This is a genomic window from Streptomyces litmocidini (assembly GCF_014649755.1).
Classification (GTDB): domain Bacteria; phylum Actinomycetota; class Actinomycetes; order Streptomycetales; family Streptomycetaceae; genus Streptomyces; species Streptomyces litmocidini.
This window is the reverse complement of record NZ_BMTQ01000027.1, coordinates 20164-40681: the sequence shown is the minus strand read 5'-3', so window position 1 is coordinate 40681 and position 20518 is coordinate 20164. Positions and strand designations below refer to the sequence as shown.

Annotated in this window: 17 protein-coding genes, 1 tRNA gene and 3 pseudogenes; 10 read left to right on the top strand and 11 right to left on the bottom strand. The window is 70.2% G+C overall.

Annotated elements, in window-relative coordinates:
• The first annotated feature begins 74 nt into the window (after window positions 1-74).
• Window positions 75-1610 carry an FG-GAP-like repeat-containing protein gene (locus IE180_RS34220; protein ID WP_190160848.1) on the top strand — a complete coding sequence of 512 codons (1536 nt, stop codon included), beginning with the start codon at window positions 75-77 and terminating at the stop codon, window positions 1608-1610.
• 24 nt (window positions 1611-1634) lie between these two features.
• Here IE180_RS34220 and IE180_RS34215 read toward each other — a convergent pair whose 3' ends face one another.
• Window positions 1635-1886: a hypothetical protein gene (locus tag IE180_RS34215; RefSeq protein ID WP_190160847.1), complete on the bottom strand. Its 252-nt coding sequence runs from the start codon at window positions 1884-1886 to the stop codon at window positions 1635-1637.
• Window positions 1886-2107, bottom strand: coding sequence for a hypothetical protein (locus IE180_RS34210; RefSeq protein ID WP_190160846.1), 222 nt, complete (start codon window positions 2105-2107; stop codon window positions 1886-1888). The genes IE180_RS34215 and IE180_RS34210 overlap by 1 nt, the downstream gene beginning before the upstream one ends.
• A gap of 516 nt (window positions 2108-2623) precedes the next feature.
• Here IE180_RS34210 and IE180_RS34205 point away from each other — a divergent pair.
• The gene (locus IE180_RS34205) at window positions 2624-2875 is read left to right on the top strand and encodes a hypothetical protein (protein ID WP_190160845.1); all 252 of its coding nucleotides are present in this window, start codon (window positions 2624-2626) and stop codon (window positions 2873-2875) included.
• A 1349-nt stretch (window positions 2876-4224) separates the two neighbouring features.
• Complete coding sequence (locus IE180_RS34200) at window positions 4225-5133, top strand: hypothetical protein (protein ID WP_190160844.1); 909 nt, start codon at window positions 4225-4227, stop codon at window positions 5131-5133.
• A 511-nt stretch (window positions 5134-5644) separates the two neighbouring features.
• Here IE180_RS34200 and IE180_RS37290 read toward each other — a convergent pair.
• The 3 genes from IE180_RS37290 to IE180_RS34190 all read right to left on the bottom strand — a co-directional run bounded on the left by IE180_RS37290 (window position 5645) and on the right by IE180_RS34190 (window position 7655).
• Window positions 5645-5770 (bottom strand): hypothetical protein, encoded by a 126-nt coding sequence (locus IE180_RS37290; RefSeq protein ID WP_268255503.1) that lies wholly within the window; start codon window positions 5768-5770, stop codon window positions 5645-5647.
• Window positions 5771-6246: 476 nt separating this feature from the next.
• Window positions 6247-7086 (bottom strand): oxidoreductase, encoded by an 840-nt coding sequence (locus IE180_RS34195; RefSeq protein WP_190160843.1) that lies wholly within the window; start codon window positions 7084-7086, stop codon window positions 6247-6249.
• Window positions 7083-7655 (bottom strand): TetR/AcrR family transcriptional regulator, encoded by a 573-nt coding sequence (locus IE180_RS34190; RefSeq protein ID WP_268255502.1) that lies wholly within the window; start codon window positions 7653-7655, stop codon window positions 7083-7085. The genes IE180_RS34195 and IE180_RS34190 overlap by 4 nt, the downstream gene beginning before the upstream one ends.
• Before the next feature lie 743 nt (window positions 7656-8398).
• On the opposite strand from IE180_RS34190, the pseudogene IE180_RS34185 reads away from it, so the two are divergent.
• Together IE180_RS34185 and IE180_RS34180 are read left to right on the top strand one after the other, a co-directional pair.
• Window positions 8399-8558, top strand: a pseudogene (locus IE180_RS34185) (IS5/IS1182 family transposase); the annotation flags it as partial.
• 121 nt (window positions 8559-8679) lie between these two features.
• A complete protein-coding gene (locus IE180_RS34180; RefSeq protein WP_190160841.1) occupies window positions 8680-8997 on the top strand; it encodes a putative quinol monooxygenase in 318 nt (105 codons plus the stop codon).
• A gap of 24 nt (window positions 8998-9021) precedes the next feature.
• Here the strand turns inward: IE180_RS34180 and IE180_RS34175 are convergent.
• Window positions 9022-9830 (bottom strand): IS5 family transposase gene (locus IE180_RS34175; protein WP_190160840.1). Its coding sequence is split into 2 segments (ribosomal slippage): window positions 9022-9491 and window positions 9491-9830, totalling 810 coding nucleotides; the frame shifts between segments, so codons are not numbered across the junction.
• A 379-nt stretch (window positions 9831-10209) separates the two neighbouring features.
• Here IE180_RS34175 and IE180_RS34170 point away from each other — a divergent pair.
• Entirely contained in the window at window positions 10210-11289 is a 1080-nt protein-coding gene (locus tag IE180_RS34170) for an FG-GAP-like repeat-containing protein (protein ID WP_190160839.1), read from the top strand.
• A 384-nt stretch (window positions 11290-11673) separates the two neighbouring features.
• Here the strand turns inward: IE180_RS34170 and IE180_RS34165 are convergent, their stop codons facing one another.
• Window positions 11674-13890 (bottom strand): FG-GAP repeat domain-containing protein, encoded by a 2217-nt coding sequence (locus tag IE180_RS34165; RefSeq protein ID WP_229861187.1) that lies wholly within the window; start codon window positions 13888-13890, stop codon window positions 11674-11676.
• 409 nt (window positions 13891-14299) lie between these two features.
• Between IE180_RS34165 and IE180_RS34160 the strand changes: the two genes are divergently transcribed.
• Together IE180_RS34160 and IE180_RS37435 are read left to right on the top strand one after the other, a co-directional pair.
• Window positions 14300-14482 (top strand): hypothetical protein, encoded by a 183-nt coding sequence (locus tag IE180_RS34160; protein ID WP_190160837.1) that lies wholly within the window; start codon window positions 14300-14302, stop codon window positions 14480-14482.
• Between the two features lie 411 nt (window positions 14483-14893).
• Window positions 14894-15082 (top strand): hypothetical protein, encoded by a 189-nt coding sequence (locus IE180_RS37435; RefSeq protein ID WP_308434459.1) that lies wholly within the window; start codon window positions 14894-14896, stop codon window positions 15080-15082.
• Here the strand turns inward: IE180_RS37435 and IE180_RS34150 are convergent.
• Window positions 15042-15790 (bottom strand): annotated as a pseudogene (locus IE180_RS34150) (MFS transporter); the annotation flags it as partial. The gene IE180_RS37435 and the pseudogene IE180_RS34150 overlap by 41 nt on opposite strands.
• A 261-nt stretch (window positions 15791-16051) precedes the next feature.
• Between IE180_RS34150 and IE180_RS34145 the strand changes: the two are divergent.
• A complete protein-coding gene (locus IE180_RS34145) occupies window positions 16052-16312 on the top strand; it encodes a hypothetical protein (protein ID WP_190160836.1) in 261 nt (86 codons plus the stop codon).
• A gap of 815 nt (window positions 16313-17127) precedes the next feature.
• Here IE180_RS34145 and IE180_RS34140 read toward each other — a convergent pair.
• Window positions 17128-17433, bottom strand: a pseudogene (locus IE180_RS34140) (transposase); the annotation flags it as partial.
• 168 nt (window positions 17434-17601) lie between these two features.
• On the opposite strand from IE180_RS34140, the gene IE180_RS34135 reads away from it, so the two are divergent.
• Window positions 17602-18597 carry a helix-turn-helix domain-containing protein gene (locus IE180_RS34135; RefSeq protein WP_190160834.1) on the top strand — a complete coding sequence of 332 codons (996 nt, stop codon included), beginning with the start codon at window positions 17602-17604 and terminating at the stop codon, window positions 18595-18597.
• A gap of 289 nt (window positions 18598-18886) precedes the next feature.
• Here IE180_RS34135 and IE180_RS34130 read toward each other — a convergent pair whose 3' ends face one another.
• Both IE180_RS34130 and IE180_RS34125 read right to left on the bottom strand, forming a co-directional pair.
• A complete protein-coding gene (locus IE180_RS34130; RefSeq protein ID WP_229861185.1) occupies window positions 18887-19363 on the bottom strand; it encodes a lamin tail domain-containing protein in 477 nt (158 codons plus the stop codon).
• Between the two features lie 1012 nt (window positions 19364-20375).
• Window positions 20376-20449: transfer RNA gene (locus IE180_RS34125), tRNA-Met, on the bottom strand.
• Between the last annotated feature and the right edge of the window lie 69 nt (window positions 20450-20518).

Here is a 20518-nt window from a genome sequence, read left to right as displayed (position 1 = left end):
CTCCCGGGCTGCCGCGCGCGGGCCGTCACCGGCATGCGCGCGGCTCGACTCCCGTAACCCGAAGGTCCCCACCGATGAAACGCACCGTACTGTCCACGCTCTCCCTCGCCACGGCCCTCGCCTTCGCCGGATCGGTCTCCCCAGCAGCAGCCGCGCCCGTACCCGCACCGCCGCTGGTGAGGATCATGCCGCTGGGCGACTCCATCACCGCGGGCGCCGAGAGCACGACCGGTGCCGGTTATCGCGGCCCCCTGTGGGAGCTGATGGCCGGCCAGACCCGCTACACCCCCGACTTCGTGGGCTCCGGCTCCTTCGGCGCCGCCGGAGATCCCGACAACGAGGGCCACAGCGGCTGGACGATCGACCAGGTTCACGCCGAGATCGACCGCTGGCAGGACGCCGCCCGGCCCGATGTCGTCCTGCTCCACCTCGGCATCAACGACCTGAAGTGGCACGCCGCCGACCCCGAGGACGCGGCCCACCGGCTCCTCGAACTCGTCGACCGTCTCCAGACCCAGCGGCCCGGCACCGCCGTCATCGTCCTCGGGCTGCTGACCGACACCCCGGGCCTGGAGCGGCAGACCGCCGCGTTCAACTCCGTCGTCCAAGGACAGCAGGCAAGCCGGCAAACGGCCGGGCAGCACTTCCGATACGTGGCCCCACCGCAGCTGGACGTTGCCACCGAACTGCCTGACGGACTGCACCCCAACGACGCCGGTTACCGCAAGCTGGCCACCGCCTACAACGCGGCCATCGAGCAGACGGTCACCGACGGCTGGACCCTCCGATCCCCTGCGCCCCGCGCGGGGACCGAAGCCGGCGGCACCGGGCCCGTGCGGTGGGCCGACTTCGATGGCGACGGCCGCACCGACCAACTCACCATCGCCGACAGCGGCGAGGTGCACGCACGGCTGAACCGCGTCGACGGATGGCAGGACGTGGGGCGCGTCGCCACGGGCGTCACCACCGACCGCACCCGGGTGCGGTTCGCCGACTTCGACGGCGACGGCAAGGCCGACTACCTCCTCATCACGGCCGGCGGAGGGGTGAGCGTCTACCTCAACAAGGGCGGCGATGTCTCCGGCCCGAGCGGCTGGCAGCACATCGGCCAGGTCGCCTGGGGCACTACCACCCGCCAGGAGCAGGTCCGCTTCGCGGACTGGGACGGCGACGGCCGCACCGACTACATCACCATCGCCGACAACGGTGCCGTCACCGTCCACCTCAACCGCGGCGGCGACCCGGCCGGGACCGGCGGCTGGGTGGGCCTGGGCCAGGTGGCCACCGGAACCACCCAGGACCGTAGCCGGGTCCGGCTCGCGGATCTCGACGGCGACGGGCGGGTCGACTACCACACCGTCAATCCCGATGGCAGTCTCACCAGCTACCTCAACCGTGGCGGCGACCGCCACGGCGGTTGGCAGGGCCCGGAACGTACCGCCTCCGGCGTCACCACCGACCACGACCGCGTCCAGCTCGCCGACATCAACGCCGACGCCCACGCCGACTACCTCTACACCACCGTCGACGGCGCCACACACGCCTATCTCTTCAACGGCGGCGACACGTCCGGTCCCAACGGCTGGACCTACACCGGCCGGCTTTACTGATTGGTTCGGATCGGAGGGCGGCGGTCAGTCCGTCTCGACGTACGCGACCAGGATCAGGGTGCCCAGGGCCGTGGGCACGTACAGCACGCGGACGCCGCCCTCGCGGTGCTCGCGGACCGCTCCGTGCTTCGACAGCACGCCGATCTCCGGATTCCTGGAGACGGCCACCAGCACGGGCTCCAGCCGCAGGCGCTCGGCCTCGGTCATCTTCTCGATCTGGTCCTGTGCCACGTCGTAGAAGACGATGCGGGCGCGCTTGGGTGCGTGGCGCCCCATCAGGCGACGTGCGAGGTGGGAGTGGAGTCGTCGAGCGGGGGCTGCCCGAGGTTCTCGCGCAGGTCTTCCCAGGAGGTGACGCGGTCCAGGTCGACGCCCTCGCCGGCCAGACGCTCCAGGACGTAGGCGATCTGCGGGTCGCCGTCAGCCATCTCCCGCGCGTCGGCCCGCAGGGCCTCCTGCTCGGCCGGGTCGAAGACGATCCGCATTGCTGCCTCCAAGTCGTAGACGCTGCATCGAGGCTAGCGCAGGAGTGCACGGCCGGAACCCGGAAGACGAGATACACAGGCCGCCCGGTGCGCGGGATCACCCTGCGGCCGACAGAAACAAAGCGGCCGGCGCCCACTTTCGTCGAGGCGGATGGCAAGCGTCCCGGCAGGGCCGCCGGAGGCGGCCGTCCTGCGGAGCGGCGGTGACATGATCCCTCGCGTCCATCTCCTGCTGCGGATCGCCGAGTTTCTGGAGGCTGACCCCGCCATCACCCTGGAGACCGTCGCCGACACCCTGGACGTCACCAGGTTCCCCACCGTCCAGTCCGGGCTGGCCCCCCTGCGCGGCCGGCGCATCGCCGATCTCGTCGGGGCCCAGCCCGATCTGGGCCCGAAGGCCGCCGCTATCCAGCTGGGCTACCCCACCATCCCCCGCCACGGCGCCATCACGATCGCCGAGCGGGAGCTGCATGCCCGCAGCACACCGCGGTCTTCCTGGCCGCGGCCGGCATCATCCAGCAGGCCCAGGTGGAGATGCGGCAACCCGGCGGAGAACACCTCGCCGCCGACCAGTCGGCGCCGGCCCTCGTACGGGACGAGTGCTTCGGACAGCAAACCGCTACCAGCTGCCGGCACCCCATCGGCAGACCCACGGAGACTGCCCCCGAAGGCGAGGAGATCCGCTGCCTGGTCAGCGGGCTGCGGCCCGAGCCGGAAGAGCTGCTCGCTGCCCTGCGCGACAGACGCAAGGGCACCAACCGCCCCCACATCGCACCCTGAACCCGGTCGACCGGACCAGGCACACCTCACGCAGAGCCAAGCGTTTTCGTTCTCCGCCAAAGAGAACCCGCCGCGCCCGCACTGACCAACTTGCCAAGCCCACAGGAAACGGCTTGCCCACGGTGCACGCAGGCTTGCCCAGGCCTTGCCCATGAGGTGGCGAGACCTGCCCAGGCCGCGAAATGCCAGCTCAGGGCGGAACAGCGGAAGGAGCGAGCCGACGAGGGGAAGGTCACGAAGGCGGCCGCTGCCAAGAAGGTCACCGCCGCGAGCGCGCGGTAGACGAGCTCGGCGTCGTCTCCGTCGTGGACGTGCAGACCGCGTACGGCAAGGACGTACGCGGTCTGCACGCCGTCCGCACCCCGCAGGTGGATCGCGGAGCAGGCTCTGCCCCTCGACGATGAGCAGCCGGTCACCGCCTGGCCCGCAGGCCGACGGTTCCTGGGCGCCCCCGGCCGCTTCCACCTTCGCAAGACGCCCGGGCCGAGTCCCAGCGGCACGGTTGGACCGCGGACCGACCGGCCTTCCCCAGCCACAGGACCGCCGAGGCGCTCCCCGCAACCGGCCCGACTTCCGACGTCGCCCCCTGCAGGAACCGGGGGACGACCGCCGCGGTCGACGGCTGGATGATCGCTCGCACGGCCTGCCCTGCCCGGGCTGCTACGACGTGGTGTCCGGCAAGACCGACCGGCGCGATCTCCGGTATCACCGCCGGAGGCAGGCGGGAACCGGCCGGTGCGCTGCGCAGGCGGGCAAGCCCCACGGGGGAGTCCTACTGGGACAGTTGCACCGGAAGGAGGCTGGAGGGTTGCACGTAGAGGCGCCCTAGGGGTTGCACCGGAGGTGTGACCGGGAGTGGGACCCCCATTTTTCGATCTTGAGCGTTGTGCCTGGTCAAGCGTGGCGGGCAAGCCTGCGCGCCACGACGACACCTCTTTCTCCGCGATAGCCGGAGGAAGAGGCCTGCTCCTCCTCAGGGTGGGCTGGCCTTCACCACCGCGGTTCAGCCCAGTTCAGCTCAAGCCGGAACGGGCTGGTACTGACGGTGCGGTCCGCAACTCGGTCCGCTCCCCGCTCTTGCGGGGGCGGACCCGGTGGCCCGGATTACCCGGCCGATCTGGTGATCTGCTCCCCGCACCCGCAGGGGTGGCCTCAAGTATGGCGGGCACCGTTTCCCGGACGACCCCTGCTCCCTACGCCGGCGCACCCTTCGCCAGGGTCCTGTCGTTGGCCCAGAGGAGGAACACGGGACAGGGGGAGTGGTGGGGGATGCGAAGGCGCTGCCGGCGTTGGTCCGGCGCCGGTACCGTGAGGGTGCCAGTATCGCCGTGGTGGCCAGGGAGCTGGGGGTGTCCAAGACCACCGTCCAGCGGCACGTCCCTCCTCGGGAGCGGCGTGATGCGGTGGCCGCCGCTCGGCAGCGGCACCACAACCGGGCCGGGCAGCCGTACGAGAAGGCCCTGCGCACCCAGGTCGTGCGCCTCTACCGTTCAGGGAGGCCGCAGCAGCGGGTTGCCGCCGCTCTCGGGATCTCGGTCCAAGCGCTGACCGCGCGACTCGACCCGTCCCGGCGCCGCTCCCGTAAGGAAGCGGCACGGCTCGCCGTCCAGCAACGGGGTGAGCTTCTGCCCCGGGACGAGATCATCACCCGGTGTGTGCGGGGCGCCACCATCACCGAGCTCGGACGGCTCTACCAGGTCCACCCCTCCACGATCCGCCGCCGGATCCCCGACGACCTGATCCGCCCCCGCGGCCGGACCCCGCAGCCTCGGACCCGGCCTCGGTGGATGCTTGCGGATGAGGAGATCCGCCGGCGCTACCGCGCAGGTGAGAGCTCCTACGCGCTCGCCCGCGAGTTCGGTGTCTCTCCCCAGACCATCCGGGCACGGATCCCCGACGCCCACTGGCGCGGCCGCCCGGCCGCAAAAGCCCCGGCCCCGCCGCCCCGCCCTGCGAGACCGAGGCCGGGAAGCCGCCGGATGGCCCTGCCGATCCCGGACGAGGAGATCCTCACCCGCTACCGGGCCGGACGGTCCGCGTCGGCCATCGCCCGCGAGATCGGCGTGGACTGCAGGACGATCCTGCGCCGCATCCCCGAAGACGAGCGGCGCACCCACCGCCAGGCCCGGCGGCTGAACCGGCCGGCCCCCGGCATCGACGCGCGATCCATCCGTGCTCTGCGAGCCCGGGGCCTGACCTGGGCCGCGATCGCCGCCGAAGTCGGCCTGTCGGTGAAAACGCTCCGCGCCCGCATGTGAACCCGCGTGTGAAGCGGTGCTGGAGCCGCACCGAGCCGCCGCGTGGAGGCGCCCGCCTCGGCTCGTCCCGCCGACGCTTTACCGGTCGGCATCGGCATGTTCACGCATCACGGCTTGTCGGCCCGGAGGCGCGGGTGTGCCGGGCAGGTTCGTCCTGCCCGGCACACGTGTGTGTCATGGCCCCGGCCCCGGTCCGGGGCGGGTGGGGTCAGTGGTGATGGTGGTGGCGGCCGCCCCAGGTCTCGGTGTCGACGATGCGGCCGTGGTCGTCGCGCAGGGTGGCGGTGTCGGAGTGGTTGTTCCAGATGTAGTCGCGGCGGTCCTGGTAGAGGTTCGCCGGCGAGGTCGAGGTAGTGGGTGCCCGTGCGCAGACACGCGTCCATGAGGGGCTTCGTCGTTCGGTCGAAGGGCCCGGCGCTGTTGAGGACGACGGTGATGTCGCCGAGGGCTTCCCGGACGGCCGCCGGGTCGTCGAGAGCGAAGGCACGGATGGGCAGGCCGAGTTCGCGGCCTACGACGGCAGGACGGACGCGTCGCGTCCGGGGAGCACGGGGCGCATGCCTGCCTCGGCGGCTTGGCGGGCGTTGAGGCGGCCCATGTAGCCGGTGGCGCCGTAGATCAGTGCGGTGGGGCTCATGCGAGGTTCTTCCGGGTGTGGCGCACCAGGCTTTCCAGCCAGACCTGGTGTTGGTGGTGCAGGGCGCGGCGCATCGCCGGGGCCAGCAGACGGGCGGCCGGGCCGCTCTGCACTTCCTCGGTGATGAGACGCGTGCCGCCCACGGGGGTGGGCCGCAGTTCCCAGCGGTGGTAGCTGGTGGCGCCCAGGGCCCTGCCGTCCCAGGCCAGACGGGAGTGGGGGACGTGTTCGCGAACGGTGCTGGTGACGCGCAGATGGAAGGTGGTCCAGGTGAAGGCGGTGCCGTGGGTGAGCCGGGGGTGCCCTGCCTGAAGCTCGACATTGGGGCGTTGGCGTACCAGGCGGGCCAGTTCGCGGCGTCGACGAGGGTGGGCCAGAGTTCGTGGCGGCCAGGTCGGTGGTGACCTCGTTGCGCACGGCGAGCGCGCCCCGGTCGGGCTGGGGGGCCGGTGGCCAGGGCCAGGAGTAGTCCCCGGTCATACGGCGCCGCGGTACTGCAGCTTGAGGTAGGCGTCGAAGGTTCGGGCGCCGAGGAGGCGGCGGGTGTGGACGAGGGCCTTGGCGGCGGGTGTGACGACGTAGCGGGTGCGGGGGCGGCGCGCGGTGGCGGCGTGCTCGACGGCCTTGGCGACGGTCTGCGGTGGGGCGGACAGCAACGTGGAGTCGTAGGAGGTGCGCATCTGCTCCTCGTTCGCCGACACCAGGGCGGCGTAGGGGCCTTCCGGGGCGGAGGAGGACGCCTGGGTCCGTGCGGCGACCGCACCGAAACCCGTGCGGATCAGGCCGGGCTCGATCAGGCTGACCTTGATGCCGAATGGGGCGGTCTCGAAGCGCAGCGCGTCCGTGATCGCCTCGACGGCGTACTTGCTGGCGTGGTAGTAGCCACCGACGGGGAAGACGAGCCGTCCACCCATGGAGCCGACGTTGATGATGCGGCCGGATCCCGCGGCCCGCATGGCGGGCAGGACCAACTGGGTCATCCGGGCGAGGCCGAAGACGTTGGTCTCGAACTGGCGGCGCACGCCGTCCAGACCGGTCTCCTCGATGGTGCCGTACTCGCCGTAGCCGGCGTTGTTGACCAGGACGCCGACGTGGCCGTGCTCCTCTTCCACCGCCTTGACGGCGGCCCGCATGGACTCTTCGTCCGTGACGTCGAGCGGGAGGACACGCGCCCCGGCGGCGGCGAGGTCGGCGACGGCCTCGGTGCGGCGGGCAGTGGCGTAGACGGTGAGGCCGGGGCGGCGGACGAGGTGTTCGGCGGCGGTCCGGCCGATGCCGGAGGACGTGCCGGTGATGAGGACAGCGGTGGTGGTCATGAGCGGGGGTCCCTGGGGGTGTCGAGACCGGAGACGATCAGGGCGACGCCGAGGTGAAGGCGGCGCCGGGGTGTCTCCGGGTCGGTGAGGCCGGCTTCCAGGCCGCGGGTAAGCGCGAGGAGCACGTGGGCTGTGTCATGTGCGTCGGTGCGGCTGCCCGCCCGGGACAGCGCGCCGGCGAGGAGGTCGGTCATCGCCTCGTCATAGGCGGTGAGGAGGTCGGCGGACAGGCGGGCGTCGACGGCGAGCAGCTCGGCCGCGTGGGCGGGGCTGTCCCGCCACACTCCCGCGACCAGGTCCAGCTTGGCCGTCAGAGCGCCGGTGAGTTGCGCGGGCAGATCCCTCTCCTCCGTGACCGCCGCCCGTGAGGCGGCGAGCGCGTCGTCGAGGAGGTGCTGGACCAAGCGCCGGAACGCGTCTTCCTTGTTGCGTACGTACTGGTAGACGGCCGGCCGTGACATGCCTGCCTGGCGGGCGAGGTCATCCATGGTGGTACGCCGCACTCCGTGCCTGGTGAAGCACGTGTAGGCGGCTTGCAGGATGGTCGTCACTCGATCAGCGTCAGACATACTGACAAACTAAGCATGGAATGTCAGGCTGTCAATGCAGGGTCTCTGTCACGGTTGCCTGTCGGCAGGAGGGTGGGGTGGATTCAGAGTCGCCGCGAGCGGATTCCGCTGAGTAGCGGGGGGCCTTGGGGGCGGTCCTGGGGGGCCTTGAGAGTCGGACCACGTGCGCGCTCTGCCGTGGCAACGGTGCGCGCGAGGCGCCACCAGAGCGAGCCGCTGCTTCCCCTGCGTCTCGGCTCGGACGGGCGGGGTGTAGTCCCGAGTCAGGCCTGGTCTCGGCAACGACCCAGGCAGCGGGGCCGAGGAGCCCGAGCACGGAGCAGCCTTACGAGGCGAAGAGCGAGGGACCGTCCAGGACCACGGCAGGCGCGGTACCACCTGACCGGCGACATGGCTCCGAGTGCGCAGCCTGGTCCGCCGTCCATGGACTGAGCCGCCGCCCCCTCACCGACGGACCCCTCTCAGCACCCCCTGAACTGGCTGAACTGGAATTCCGACTGGCGCTGAAAGCAACCCTCTCGGCATTCAGCCGCGGCCTCTGACCGCTGCCCGTGATCCGCTCTGACCGGCCCCGTCCACGCCCCGGCGGGGAAGGCAGATGGTGTTGCTGTCGGCGCAGGGCGTATCGATCGCGAAGGCCCCATTTTCTCCGCCACGTCAGTGAGCCTCTTTCATCCTGTGCTGGAGGGTGAAATGGGCTGGTCAGTGGGTGTGGTGACGAGACAGGGCCCCTCGTCGTTGGCGTGATGATTCCACTCAACACACCGGCGACCGAAGGGGCCCTGAAGGTTTCCGTATCCTGCCACGCTCGACGTCCCGCATGAGCTCGTCGAGCACGTTTCCTGGCTGCTGCACGAGCACCGCCAGACCCGCAACACCCGATGGCGCAAGCTCGGCTGCTTCACCGATCGTTTCAGAATGCCTGTTCGGTTCGTTAGAGGTAGCTGGTGCTGCAGGTGAGTTCGAGCAGGCCCGCTCCACCACCCAACGCATTTCTGGCCACGCTGGACGTAGGGTGTGTGTCATGGATTCGCACGTGCTTGTCATTGCCGATGTGTCATGCAGCCCGGAGAATGCCGTTGAGTTCGGCCGGGTCTTGCACGAGTTCGCCGCCGCGTGTCGCAAGGAGCCGGGCTGTCTCTCCTACGACGTGTTTCGCTCCGAGGACTCATCCGAGCGGTACGTGAGCATCGAGAAGTACGTTGACTCCGCCGCATTCGCGTCTCACCGCGACTCCGACCACTTCCGCGAGATTGGCCTTGCCCGGCTGATGCCGCTGACGACTGCGCGCGACGTGCGGATGTATGACCAGCCGTGTGAAGTCCCGCCCGCGGGACGTTAGCCGTGTCACGGCTTGCCGATCGCCTCAGAAGGACGTTCGGAGTCGCCGAAGGCAGATGATGCTGCAGGCGAGTTCGAGCAGGCCCTGATGGAGGTCGGCGCGTCGCTCGTAGCGGATGCGGAGTCGTTTGAACTGGTGCAGCCAGGCAAACGCCCGCTCCACCACCCAACGCACCTTCCCCAGCCCGGAACCGTGGGCGACGCCGCGTCGGGCGATCAGCGGTTTGATGCCGCGCTTCCACAGCAGGCGGCGGTACTTGTCGAAGTCGTAGCCCCGGTCGGCGTACAGACGCCGGGGTTTACGGCGGGGACGTCCACGCAGGCCCCGGATCGACGGAATGGCATCCAGCAACGGAAAGAGCTGGGTAACGTCGTGCCGGTTGCCGCCGGTGAGCGTGACGGCGAGCGGGGTTCCGTGCCGGTCGACGATCAGGTGGTGCTTGGAACCCGGGCGGGCACGGTCGACGGGCGAGGGGCCGACATGATCCCCCCTTTGAGGGCCCGGACATGAGAGCCGTCCACGGAGCAGTCGTCCAGGTCCAACAAGTCTGCGCGGCGGAGTTCGGCCAGCAGAACGGCGTGCAGGCGTGACCAGACGCCGGCCTCGGTCCAGTCCCGCAGCCGACGCCAGGCCGTCACACCGGAGCAGCCCACGGTCTCGGCGGGCACGTCGCGCCAGGCGACACCGGTCCACAGCACGTACATGATGCCGGCGAGGGCCGCCCGGTCCGGAACGCGAAGTCGCCCGGGATGGCAGTGGCGTCGTACAGGAGCGGGTGGCAGCAACGGAGCCACCCGCTCCCACAGGTCGTCCAGAACAAGATCAGCACGCACCCAGACACCCTGCCGACCAAGATCGACAAACACAAGACCGGCAGCTCAACTCATTCTGAAACGATCAGTTAGAAGACGGTCTGCCGCCCTTGCCGGGCGGACTCCGACAGAAGGTCCTGGACGAGACCCGGATGGTCGCCAGCAAAAAGCATACGGACCTTCGTACAACCTTTCGCCTTCTCGTGCGTCACAGGAGTGTGGTGCAAGGTGCACCTGATGCGTCTGAGGGAGAACTGAATTGCCCCGTCCCCATGCCGCCCGGCGGTTCGCCACTGCCCTCGCCACCGTTCTGTCCGTCACGTTCGGCGCAGGCGCTGTAGGCACTTCGGCAGCCACGGCCGTCTCGGCCGAGGACGGCATCACGCTCATCCGGCATAGCGTGCCGCCCGTCATCGACATGACCAACCGGCAGTACATCTGGCTGGAGTGGGAACTGTCGGGGGGCGCGTGGGCCACCGTCGTCATCCGCAACACCCGCACCGGCCACACCACCACCGACCTCCTGGGCACCGAAACAAATTCGAGCACGTTCCGCCTCTCCTGGGACACCCACGACACCGAGAAGGGCGATGTCCCCAACGGCGACTACACCTGGACGATCACGGCGACCACACTGGACGGAACCCCGCTCGGCTTCCAGGCCTCCGGCTCATTCAAGCTCGTCCGCCAGCCCGCCGCACACGACCTCAATGCCAACGGCGCCTTCGACCTCCTCCAGCGGGACTCCGCCGGCGGGCTGTGGCGCACCGACAGCACGTACTACAGCGGTGAGCTGGACATGGACTCGTCCCACCGTGCGCTCATCGGCCCCGGGTGGCAGATCTACGACCGGATCGAGGCGGTCGGCAACCTCGGCGGTTCGCCCGTGAGCGACATCCTCACTCGTGACACCTCCGGGGCGCTCTGGCTCCACACCGGCAACGGCAAGGGCGGCTTCTACGGCCGTACCAAGGTCGGCACCGGCTGGCAGATCTACAACCGGATCACCGGCGGCAGCGACCTGACCGGCGACGGCAGACCGGACGTCCTCGCCGTCGACAAAACCGGCGTTCTCTGGCTCCACCCCGGAACCGGCAATGCCACCAGCCCCTTCACCGCTCGGAAGAAGATCGGCACCGGCTGGGGCATCTATAACGACATCACCGCCGTCGGCGACATCGCGGGCGGCCAGGCCGGAGACCTCCTCGCCCGCGACACCTCGGGCGTTCTCTGGAGCCATCTGGGCAAGGGCGACGGCACGTTCGCCCCGCGCACCCGCGTAGGCGGCGGCTGGAACACCTACAGCCACCTCGTCGCCGCCGGAGACGTCTCCAAGGACGGTCGCCCTGACCTGGTCGCCATTCGCAGTAACGGCGACATGTCCCTCTACCGGGGGACCGGCGACTGGAAGATCCCCTTCCTCGGCGCCCAGCGGGTCTGGTCCTACGCCATCGGTTTCGACTACGACCACGCTGCCTGAACAACGCTCCGGATCAGGCTCCGCGTGAAGCACCGCGCCCCGCGCCGAAGTACGGGGGCGCGGCAGCAGTCCGCTCTGACGGCGGAACAGAACCTGCGGCCCCACGCCGGCGTCTGAGATGGCCGCCAGCGTACTCGACCGGCTCCCTGCCCCTACCGCGACGGCCTGGTCCGCTCCCGGATCGAGGCCCTGCATCGACAGCTCACCGGGCACCCCCGCGACCACCTCGGCCAGGCCCCCGCATAACGGCACCTCGGGGCACAGGGCCGTCGGGCCCCCGCGCCCCGTCCCGTCCCGTCCCGTGACAGGACGGTGCCCCTCCTCGCGTGGCTGGGGCGAGGAGTGGCACCGGGCGAGCCGGTCCGTTCAAAGTACGGACCGGCCTTAGATCACGCTGTTGAACTTGGTGCCCTCACCCGAGTACAGCGTCGTCGTCTGACGACTGAGGGAGGCGGCGACACTGCCCGTCGAGCGGTAGACGTACGTGCCGCCGGACCCGTACGCGATCAGGTCCGGGCGGCCGTCGTTGTCGAGGTCGCCGGCGCCGACGAGCTGGGAGTAGGCGCCCCAACCCGCACCGATCTTCACCCGGGGGGCGAACGTGCCGTCGCCCTTGCCCAGGTAGAGCCAGAGGACGCCGGAGGTGTCGCGGGCGACCATGTCCCCCGCGGCCGCACCGGCGATGTTCCCGACGGCGGTGATCTGGTTGTAGACCCCCCAGCCGCCGCCGACCTTCACGCGGGGCGCGTACGGCTTCGCGTAGTTGCCGGTGCCCTTGTAGAACCACAGGTAGCCGGCGCCGTCCGTGCCCACCAGGTCGGCACGGCCGTCACCGTCGAGGTCCGAACCGCCGGTGATCTTGTTGTAGATCTGCCAGCCGGTGCCGACCTGCACGCGGGGGGCGAACGTGCCGTCGCCCTTGCCCAGGTAGAGCCACTGCACGCCGGAGCCGTCGATCGCGATCAGGTCGCCGGGGGCGGCGCCGGCGACGTTGCCGACGGCCTCGACCTGCTTGTACGCCCCCCAGCCCGCGCCGATCTTCGTGCGTTGAGCGGACACGAACTTGCCGCCCACCGGGCGGTCCCGCAGGTCGTCGCGCCACAGCACGCCGGAGGCGTCCCGGGCGAGGACGTCGGTGGAGCCGTTGTTGGTGTAGTCGTGCGGATTGGCCGCGCGGGTGACGTTCATGAGCCAGCCCTGGTAGGCGGGCTCGCCGGTGCCGTCGAGCAGCGTCGCCTCGGCCTCCACGCCGTACGTGCCGTTCGGCGCGTCCACACCGGCGATGACACCGTCCCAGTCGAAGGAGAACAGGGTGCCGGACGCGGGCGCGGTCAGACGCTTCTTGAACTCCTTGCCCGTGACGGTGTGCGTCAGCGTGACGTCCAGGTAGGCGTCGGTGCGCGACAGCATCCAGCTCAGGGTCACCTTGCCGCCGGACTTGTCGAGGTCGACCGCGTCGGGGACGCGGACCTGCTGGATCTCCAGCGGGGGTATCACCTGGCCCGTCTCGGCGACCTTGGTGACCGTCGGGGCGCCGTCCGAACCGGCCGCGACGCGGAACAGACCGTCGCCGTCGACGTCCCCGCTGCCGCGCAGCACGGCGCTGCCGTCGGTCGAGGGCGCCGACTCCGACATCGTGACGCCGAGGTCGCGGGTCTCGCCGGTGGTCAGGGAGACGGCCGTGGCGTGTGCCCAGTAGGCGCCGTACACCAGCCAGTCGCCCACCAGCTCGTAGTACCACTCTTGAGTGCTGTCACCCAGAACGGTCTTCTTCTGCTCGCCCGTCTTGCGGTCGACGGACGTGACGTACGCCTCGGTGTCGTCCTGGTCGAGCCAGGCCACGTGCGAAGCGGAGAACGTCAGGTGGCCGGAGTCGTTGTACCCGGACTTGGCCGAGGAGTAGGTCTCGGTCACCGTCCCGGCCGCCACGTCGACCAGAGCCCGGTGGCCGGTGCGCGCCTCCGGCGGGCCCGCCTCGTACCTCACGAGAACGGAGCCTCCGAGGACCGTCGAACCGTTGAAGTTGGCGGCGTCCGCCGGCAGGCCCGTGATCTTGCGGCTGGTCGTCGTGGCGCCGTCCTTGGTGACGACGCGCAGTTCCGCCGTGCCGTCCGCCTTCCAGATCTGCGCGAGCACACTCGTCGGGCTCAGCGTGGCCAGGTAGCCGCCGCCCAACGCGCCGAGGTCGATGTCCACGCCGGGGGCCGCCGGGTCGGCCATGTTCCACAAGGTGATCGACTGCATGGCCACGGGCCAGCTGTCATCGCCGACGACGGCGATGTCGTTGCCCGCCAGGGCGTAACCGCCGTTCTTGGGGTGCCGGAGCCGCTTCGAGGCTCCTCCGTCGTACGGCGTCCAGACCAGGTCCGTGATGCTGTCGGCTTCGACGTAGTCGTACGTGAAGAACCCGCTGGTGCCCGCGCCCCCGAGGGGGGAGCCCTCGGGGTAGAGGGGAAGCGTGGCGTCGGCCTGCCCGGACGAGGCCGATGTCGTCGCGAAGGCGGCCGGGGCGGTCGCCAGCGTGCCGACGCCGAGGGCGGTGACCGCGAGGACGGCCGTGACGGCGGTGGCGAGACGGCTGCTGGTGGAACGGAACTGCAAGGTGAAGCCCCCACGAGTCTGAGTCGGACACGGAGATGCCGTGTCCGACTCAGACTCGCGAGCAGCTCGAATAGTTGTACGGGGAGTCCGGGAATTTCGGGCCGTCACCCGGCCCGGCCGTATAGGCCGGGCCGGGTGACGGGCTGTCGCGGCCAGCGGTTCTTCTGATTGTCGGCCGCTTGCTGCCCCTGCCCGTCTCAGTGGGTGATCGGCGCCCGGGCCGGGGCCCGCCCGTAAGCGCTGTCTCGGATCGTGCCGCGGCATGCCGGTGCCCCTCCTCGCGAGGCTGGGGCGAGAAGGGGCACCGGGCGGGGCCGGCCCGTTATAGGGGTACGGACCGGGGGTCTCGAGGTCAGGCGCTCAGGCGGGCAATGGCGTCCTTCAGGAGCGTGGCGTTGACGCTGGTGTCGTGGCCCATCACGAGTCCCTGGCGGGGCAATTCGGCCAGAGCGGCGCGCAGGGCGGTGTGGTCGGCGGGCGGGGGCAGGAGGCCGAAGGCGTCGGGGTAGCGGTCCTCGGTGGTCTCGTCGAAGAAGTCGCCGTCCTGGACGCCGCGCGCTCTCTCGATCAGCCGGGGCAGCCTTCCTCGTGATCTGCGGGAAGAGGATCCTGGCCGCGTGGCCCTGGGTGGCGAGCGGGATGGACAGCCAGCTGGTGAGCTGGTCGGGGAAGTACTGCGGCTTGAGCTCCTTGCCGCCTGGCGGCCCTGGCCGTCTCCTGCGGTACGACCCCCGAGCCCGACGACGCGGCGGGCCCGGGGACGTCTGCCACGGCGACGGTCCCGGCCACGACAGCGGCGCCGGGGACGACGGCCGCCGCACCGGAGACCACCGCGCCCGAGCCGGCCGACGGCGTCCCCAGCGCGACCGGCGAGTTCGCCCCCAGCTCCACCGAGAAGGTCCGTGACGCCTTCGCCACCCTCCAGGCCACCCTGGACGACTCCTGCGCGAGCGACTGCGCCTACTTCCTCGGCCGCCTCAACAAGGAGCTCCAGGAACTGGGCATGGCGATGAAGAACGACCCGAAGGGCCCCGGCCACTTCCCCGAGCCGATCCAGAAGATCACCGATCTCAACAAGGAGCTGGCTGGCGACGCTTTCTACGAGAACCTGAAGAAGCACGAGAAGCTGCTCGTCGGCACCCGCGACTTCATCAACACATGGATGCAGGACCACCCCGACGACTATCGCTGACGGCCGCGAACGCCAGCGCGGCGGCGACGAGCGCCGCGCTTAGCCGGAATGGCCCCGTCGGCGGGTCGAGCACCAGTGCCGCCGACAGCGGCCCCGACGTTGAGCGCGGCGTGGCGTACGCCCCGGCGAGCGCGGGCGCGCCGGCCGCCGCGTACAGGAGCCGAGCGATGAGCGTGCCGCCGAGAGCGAACGACAGCGCCCCTGGACGAGCAGGAGCCCCAGCAGGGCTGCCGGGCAGTCGGCCAGGGCGGCGAGGACGACCCACCCGATGGGCGACAGCGGTCCGCCGACCGCGAGGAGCCGGTCGGCGAGCCGGCCCGCGAGCGTGACCCTGGCGAAGGAGCCCGCCCCGAACAGCACCAGGGCGACGGAGACCCAGGACGCGGTGAGTCCGGCCGGGTCGGTGACGACCGGGGCGAGGAAGGTGAAGGCGCCGAAAGTGGCGGCGTTCACCAGCGCGGCAAGGACCAGCACGCGGACGAGGCGGGGCTCGCGCAGGACGCGGAAATTGGCCCTCAGGGAGCCCTGTTCGGCCTTCATGGCCTCGGCGGGCACACCCCTCAGAATGCCCAGCGCGGCGGCTGCGCATAGCGCGGCGACCACCCAGAACGCGGCCCGCCACCCGGCGTACGCCCCGAGCAGGGCGCCGCCGGGCACGCCGACGATAGTGGCGACGGTCGTCCCGCCGAGGAGGACGGCGAGCACCTGGACGCCCGGCATCGCGTCTGCTCCACGGTGTGTGGGTCGACGGCAGACGGGATGGGAGGCAGGGCGGATTATGGGCAAGGTCGGCGGGAAGCCTGACCAGACCGCCTGGTCAGGCTTCCCGCCGACCACCTGCACGGGCTACGGCTCGGGGCGCTGGAGCCCTGACCAAGGGCCGCCCATACCAGCCCACGGGCCGGCTGGCATCATCCTCGGACGACCGCTGGTCATGGCGGTACTCAAGGGAGGGGATCGGCTGTGGTTGTGGGTATCGCGCTGTTCATATTGGGACTGGCAGGCGTGGCGTGGGGAGCGATGTTCCTCTTCAACGTACGTGGTGCGGCCGACAAGATCGCCGCGCGACGCAACGCCGTCAGGGCTGTGGCCGCAGCGCAGACGATGAATCTGAGGCTTACAGAGCCGTCGCGACTCGGTACTTGGTTCTTTCGGCTCACGGGCGGCATCGTGTTTCTCTGCTCGCCCCTGCTCGTCCTCGCTGGACTCGTCATCGCCACACGCAACTGACACGTTGACCCGCGAGTTTGACCGACGATGCGCCAGCCCCTGCAAGGAGGGGCGCCGTGGACATGATTGCCGTGGCGGCGAAGCAGGGGGCCATGGGCCGGAGATCGCGGACCGCTGCCGTGACCGGTGGCCGTCGTGCGGTACAGCAGCGCGGTACCGCAACCCCAGCAACCGGTCCTGTCCGGTAGCGCCCCTACCGGGCCCCGGAGCGGCCGGTACGGCCCCCACTGACCGATCCCGCTAGAGCTACGGATCAGAAGAGTCGGCGGATCCCGTAGACATCAAGCGCTTCGGTGTAGCGCTGGAGCTTCTCCCTCCGGTCAGCGTGGAGGGGCTTGCCACGGGGCAGGCCCCCTCCAGGTTGGGGCTGCCAAATCACGAAACTTCGGCGGCGCCCGCTTCCTCAGCGCCAGACTGAACCATGCCCATCAGATACGAAGGTCCCGCAATCGTGCTCATGGACGGGACGGAGGTTCCGGTTCTGGCTAGCCTCGTCATCACGATCGATCCAAGTACGGTGGAAGACTTCACCCATGACCGTATGAACGCTTGGGCTGGCTCTCTTCAGACCGACGCCGACGTAGACCTGTTCGATGCCGCACCTGGCATCCTCCGCCTACCTGATGGCGCTGAAGGAGAGTTCATGGCTACGAGTGGGCCCGCCAACCACGTGGGCATCTCCGGCCTTGGGCCCGCTCCCTTTGGGTAGACAGTGACGGCATGCTCCCTCACGTTCCCCAGCGTCTTCCCGCACACTTCCCCATGTGCTGACGCGTGCCAGGTGAGATGGGGAACGGTGGTCAACAGCGGGCGTCGAGCCGGATCAGGCCGTGGCCGTCCAGGAGCCCGAGCACCTTCTGGTGCAGCCGGCCGCACACCCCTGCTCTGGGCCAGATCAGGAACCGGCGGTGCACGGTCGACTTCGACGCCCCGAAACACGGCGGCAGAGCCCGCCAGGCGCAGCCACCGACCAGCACGTAGGTGATCGCGGCGAACACCGCCTCATCATCGATGTTCGTCACCCCGCCGCCTTGGCGCCGCACACGAGCGGGAGGCAGCAACGGCTCGGCTATCTCCCGCAATCCCTCCGGAACGATCCATCCCCACCGTCCACTCCCCATGACCAGACCAACAGGCATGTAGGACACGGTCTTAGCAGCGTGAGGTGTTTGCCTGGACCCCAAAGCGCACCGCGTCGTTGTCCAGCGCGTCCTGTGCCATCCCTCCCGGGCGTCGGCGTATCTCCTGCCAGGGCCCTGTCGTTGGCCTGGGGGAGGTGCAGGGGAGTGGTGAGGGATGCGAAGGTGCTGTCGGCGTTGGTCCGGCGCCGGTACCGCGAGGGCGCCAGTATCGCCGTGGTGGCCAGGGAACTGGGAGTGTCGAAGACCACCGTCCAGCGGCATATCCCCGCGCAGGAACGGTGCGACGCGGCGGCCGCCGCACGGCAGCGGCACCAGAACCGAGCCGGGCAACCCTCCGAGAAGGCCCTGCGTGCCCAGGTCGTGCGCCTCTACCGTTCAGGGATGCCGCAGCAGCGGGTTGCGGCCACCCTCAAGATCTCGGTCCAAGCGGTGACCGCACGACTCGACCCCTCCCAGCGCCGCTCCCGTAAGGAGGCGGCGCGGCTTGCCGTCCAGCGGCAGGGTGAGCTTCTGCCCCGGGACGAGATCATCGCCCGGTATGTGCGGGGTGCCACCGTCATCGAGCTCGGACGGGTCTATCAGGTGCACCCCTCCACGATCCGCCGCCGGATCCCCGACGACCTGATCCGCCCCCGCGGCCGGACCCCGCAGCCTCGGACCCGGCCTCGGTGGATGCTTGCGGATGAGGAGATCCGCCGGCGCTACCAAGCTGGTGAGAGCTCCTACGCGCTCGCCCGCGCGTTCGGCGTCTCTCCCCACACCATCCGGGCACGGATCCCCGACACCGACTGGCGCGGCCGCCCGGCCAGAAAAGCCCCGCCCCCGCCATCCCGCCCTCCGCAGCCGAGGACAACACGCAGCCGGATGAGGCTGCCGATTTCGGACGAGGAGATCCTCGCCCGCTACCGGTCCGGCCAGTCCGCGTCGGCCATCGCCCGCGAGATCGGCGTGGACTGCAGGACGATTTTGCGCCGGATTCCCGAAGGCGAGCGGCGCACTCACCTGCAGGCCCGGCAGCTGAACCGGCCGGCCCCCGGTATTGACGCGGAATCCATCCGTGCTCTGCGAGCCCGGGGCCTGACCTGGGCCGCGATCGCCGCCGAAACCGGTCTGTCGGTGAAAACGGTTCGTGCCCGCGTGTGACACGGTGCTGCAGCCGCATCGAGCCTCCGCATGGAGGGGTCGGGCCCGGCTCTTTCTGCCGACGCCTTTACGCACTTGTCGCCTGACCGGCGAAGACCTCGCCGCATCGACGGGGCCGCTCGGGCCTCGGCCGGCCCCACCACCCTCTTCGTGAACAAGGCCGCATCACACCCACATCAGACCGGGTACCGGTGACTGGAAGCATGCGGACGTGCGTGCGCCGGGCAGGACGGGCCTGCCCGGCACACGCGTGTGTCATGGCCCCGGCCCCGATCCGGGGCGGACGGGATCAGTGGTGATGGTGGTGGCGGCGGCCGCCCCAGGACTCGGTGTCGACGATGCGGCCGCGGTCATCGCGCAGGGTCGCGGTGTCGGAGTGGTTGTCCCAGACGTAGTCGCGGCGGTCCTGGTAGAGGTCGGTGCGGCTGTCGCGGCCCTCGCCGGTGTGGATGCGGATGGTGGCCCGTCCGGCGAGGCGGACGTCGTTGAAGCGGTAGCGGTGGCCGTCCTCGTCCTTCAGGGTCCAGCCGTCCAGGTCGACCGTGTGGCGGGAGTTGTTGGTGATCTCGACCCACTCGGCGTTCAGCGACCGGTTGGAGCGGTTGTCGCGTCCGGGGCTGTCGGCCTGCACGGCGCTGATCTCCACCCTCGGCGTGCGGTGGCGGTCGTCGTCGTGGGCGGAGGCCGGCAGGGCCACGAGGCAGACCACAGAGCCGGCCGCGAGGACGGTCGCGGTGATACGGCGGGCGGTCGAAGAAGCAGACACGGGTGATGACTCCTGGGGAACAAGGCTCCGCCGGCCGGTGCCGGCCAGCGGGAGCGGTGCGGGTCCCGGCCTGGTGCGGGCCGAGGACCCGAACTCTGCCGCCCCGACCAGGCCACCGGAATGCCTGCTATGCCCCGTTACCGGGTGCGGACATTTCAGTGACTGTCGCCTGTACCCGGCACGCATATGCCACAGACGTGGCCCTGACATCCACTGCGCGCTACACCCACCCGTCCGGTGATCAACGACAAGCCCTTGCGCCCTCCAGGGCGCCGCCGGGCGCGTCGCCCGGCATATTCCGCCAGGGGAGTGACCGGCTCGAGTAACAGCCGTTCTGCACGTTTCTTCGCACGCCCGACCCGCCGCTCGTACACCGAAACGACAAGGCCCGGCATATGCCATTGACTGGTGCGCGCACACCTCTGGCGTACCGAGACGGCCCGGTGGCAGGCTGAGCACAGCGGACCCATCCCTTGATGCGACACCGCATCGGACCCGTCCCGTACCGTCCGCGAGGGCGGGACCGCGCCTGCCTCCCGGCTCCCCACGGGAGGCTTGAGGCGTACCCCTGCAACGCCTCAGCGGCCACCCGTGCGGTGGATCCCAGCGGCCGTTGCGACACGTAGTTGGGGTGATCACGCTGCGGCCGGTCTGGTTACGGCCTTGGGAGCACCGGTCCGGCGGTGTGGTGGGTAGCGGGGGCTTCACACGCAGGTGAGGAAGCGGTGGCTGTGCAGCCGCCGCGAGGCAGGGCCGGTCGGCTCGCCGCGGGGTGCTGTCCTGGAACAGCTGCTGCGTCGAGCGCGCCTACACCGGGCCGGCCCGGGTGAAGCGGCTCGAGTGGCGAAGCCATCAGTGCCGAGCCGAGCCGGGCCGGGCAGGGGCAGACCTTCGCCTCCTGCACGGCAGGGGGTCTCGTCAGCGCGGGTGACGAGAAGCGGACGGACAGCTCGAAGTGCGGATGTACGCGTGAGGCCCGGATCCTGTGGATCCGGGCCTCATGTCGTTTCAGTAGCGGGGACAGGATTTGAACCTGCGACCTCTGGGTTATGAGCCCAGCGAGCTACCGAGCTGCTCCACCCCGCGTCGGAAGGCCCAACTGTACGCCACCCACGGCCCTGCCCACGACCAAGCCGTTGGCTTGCTCGACCTCAC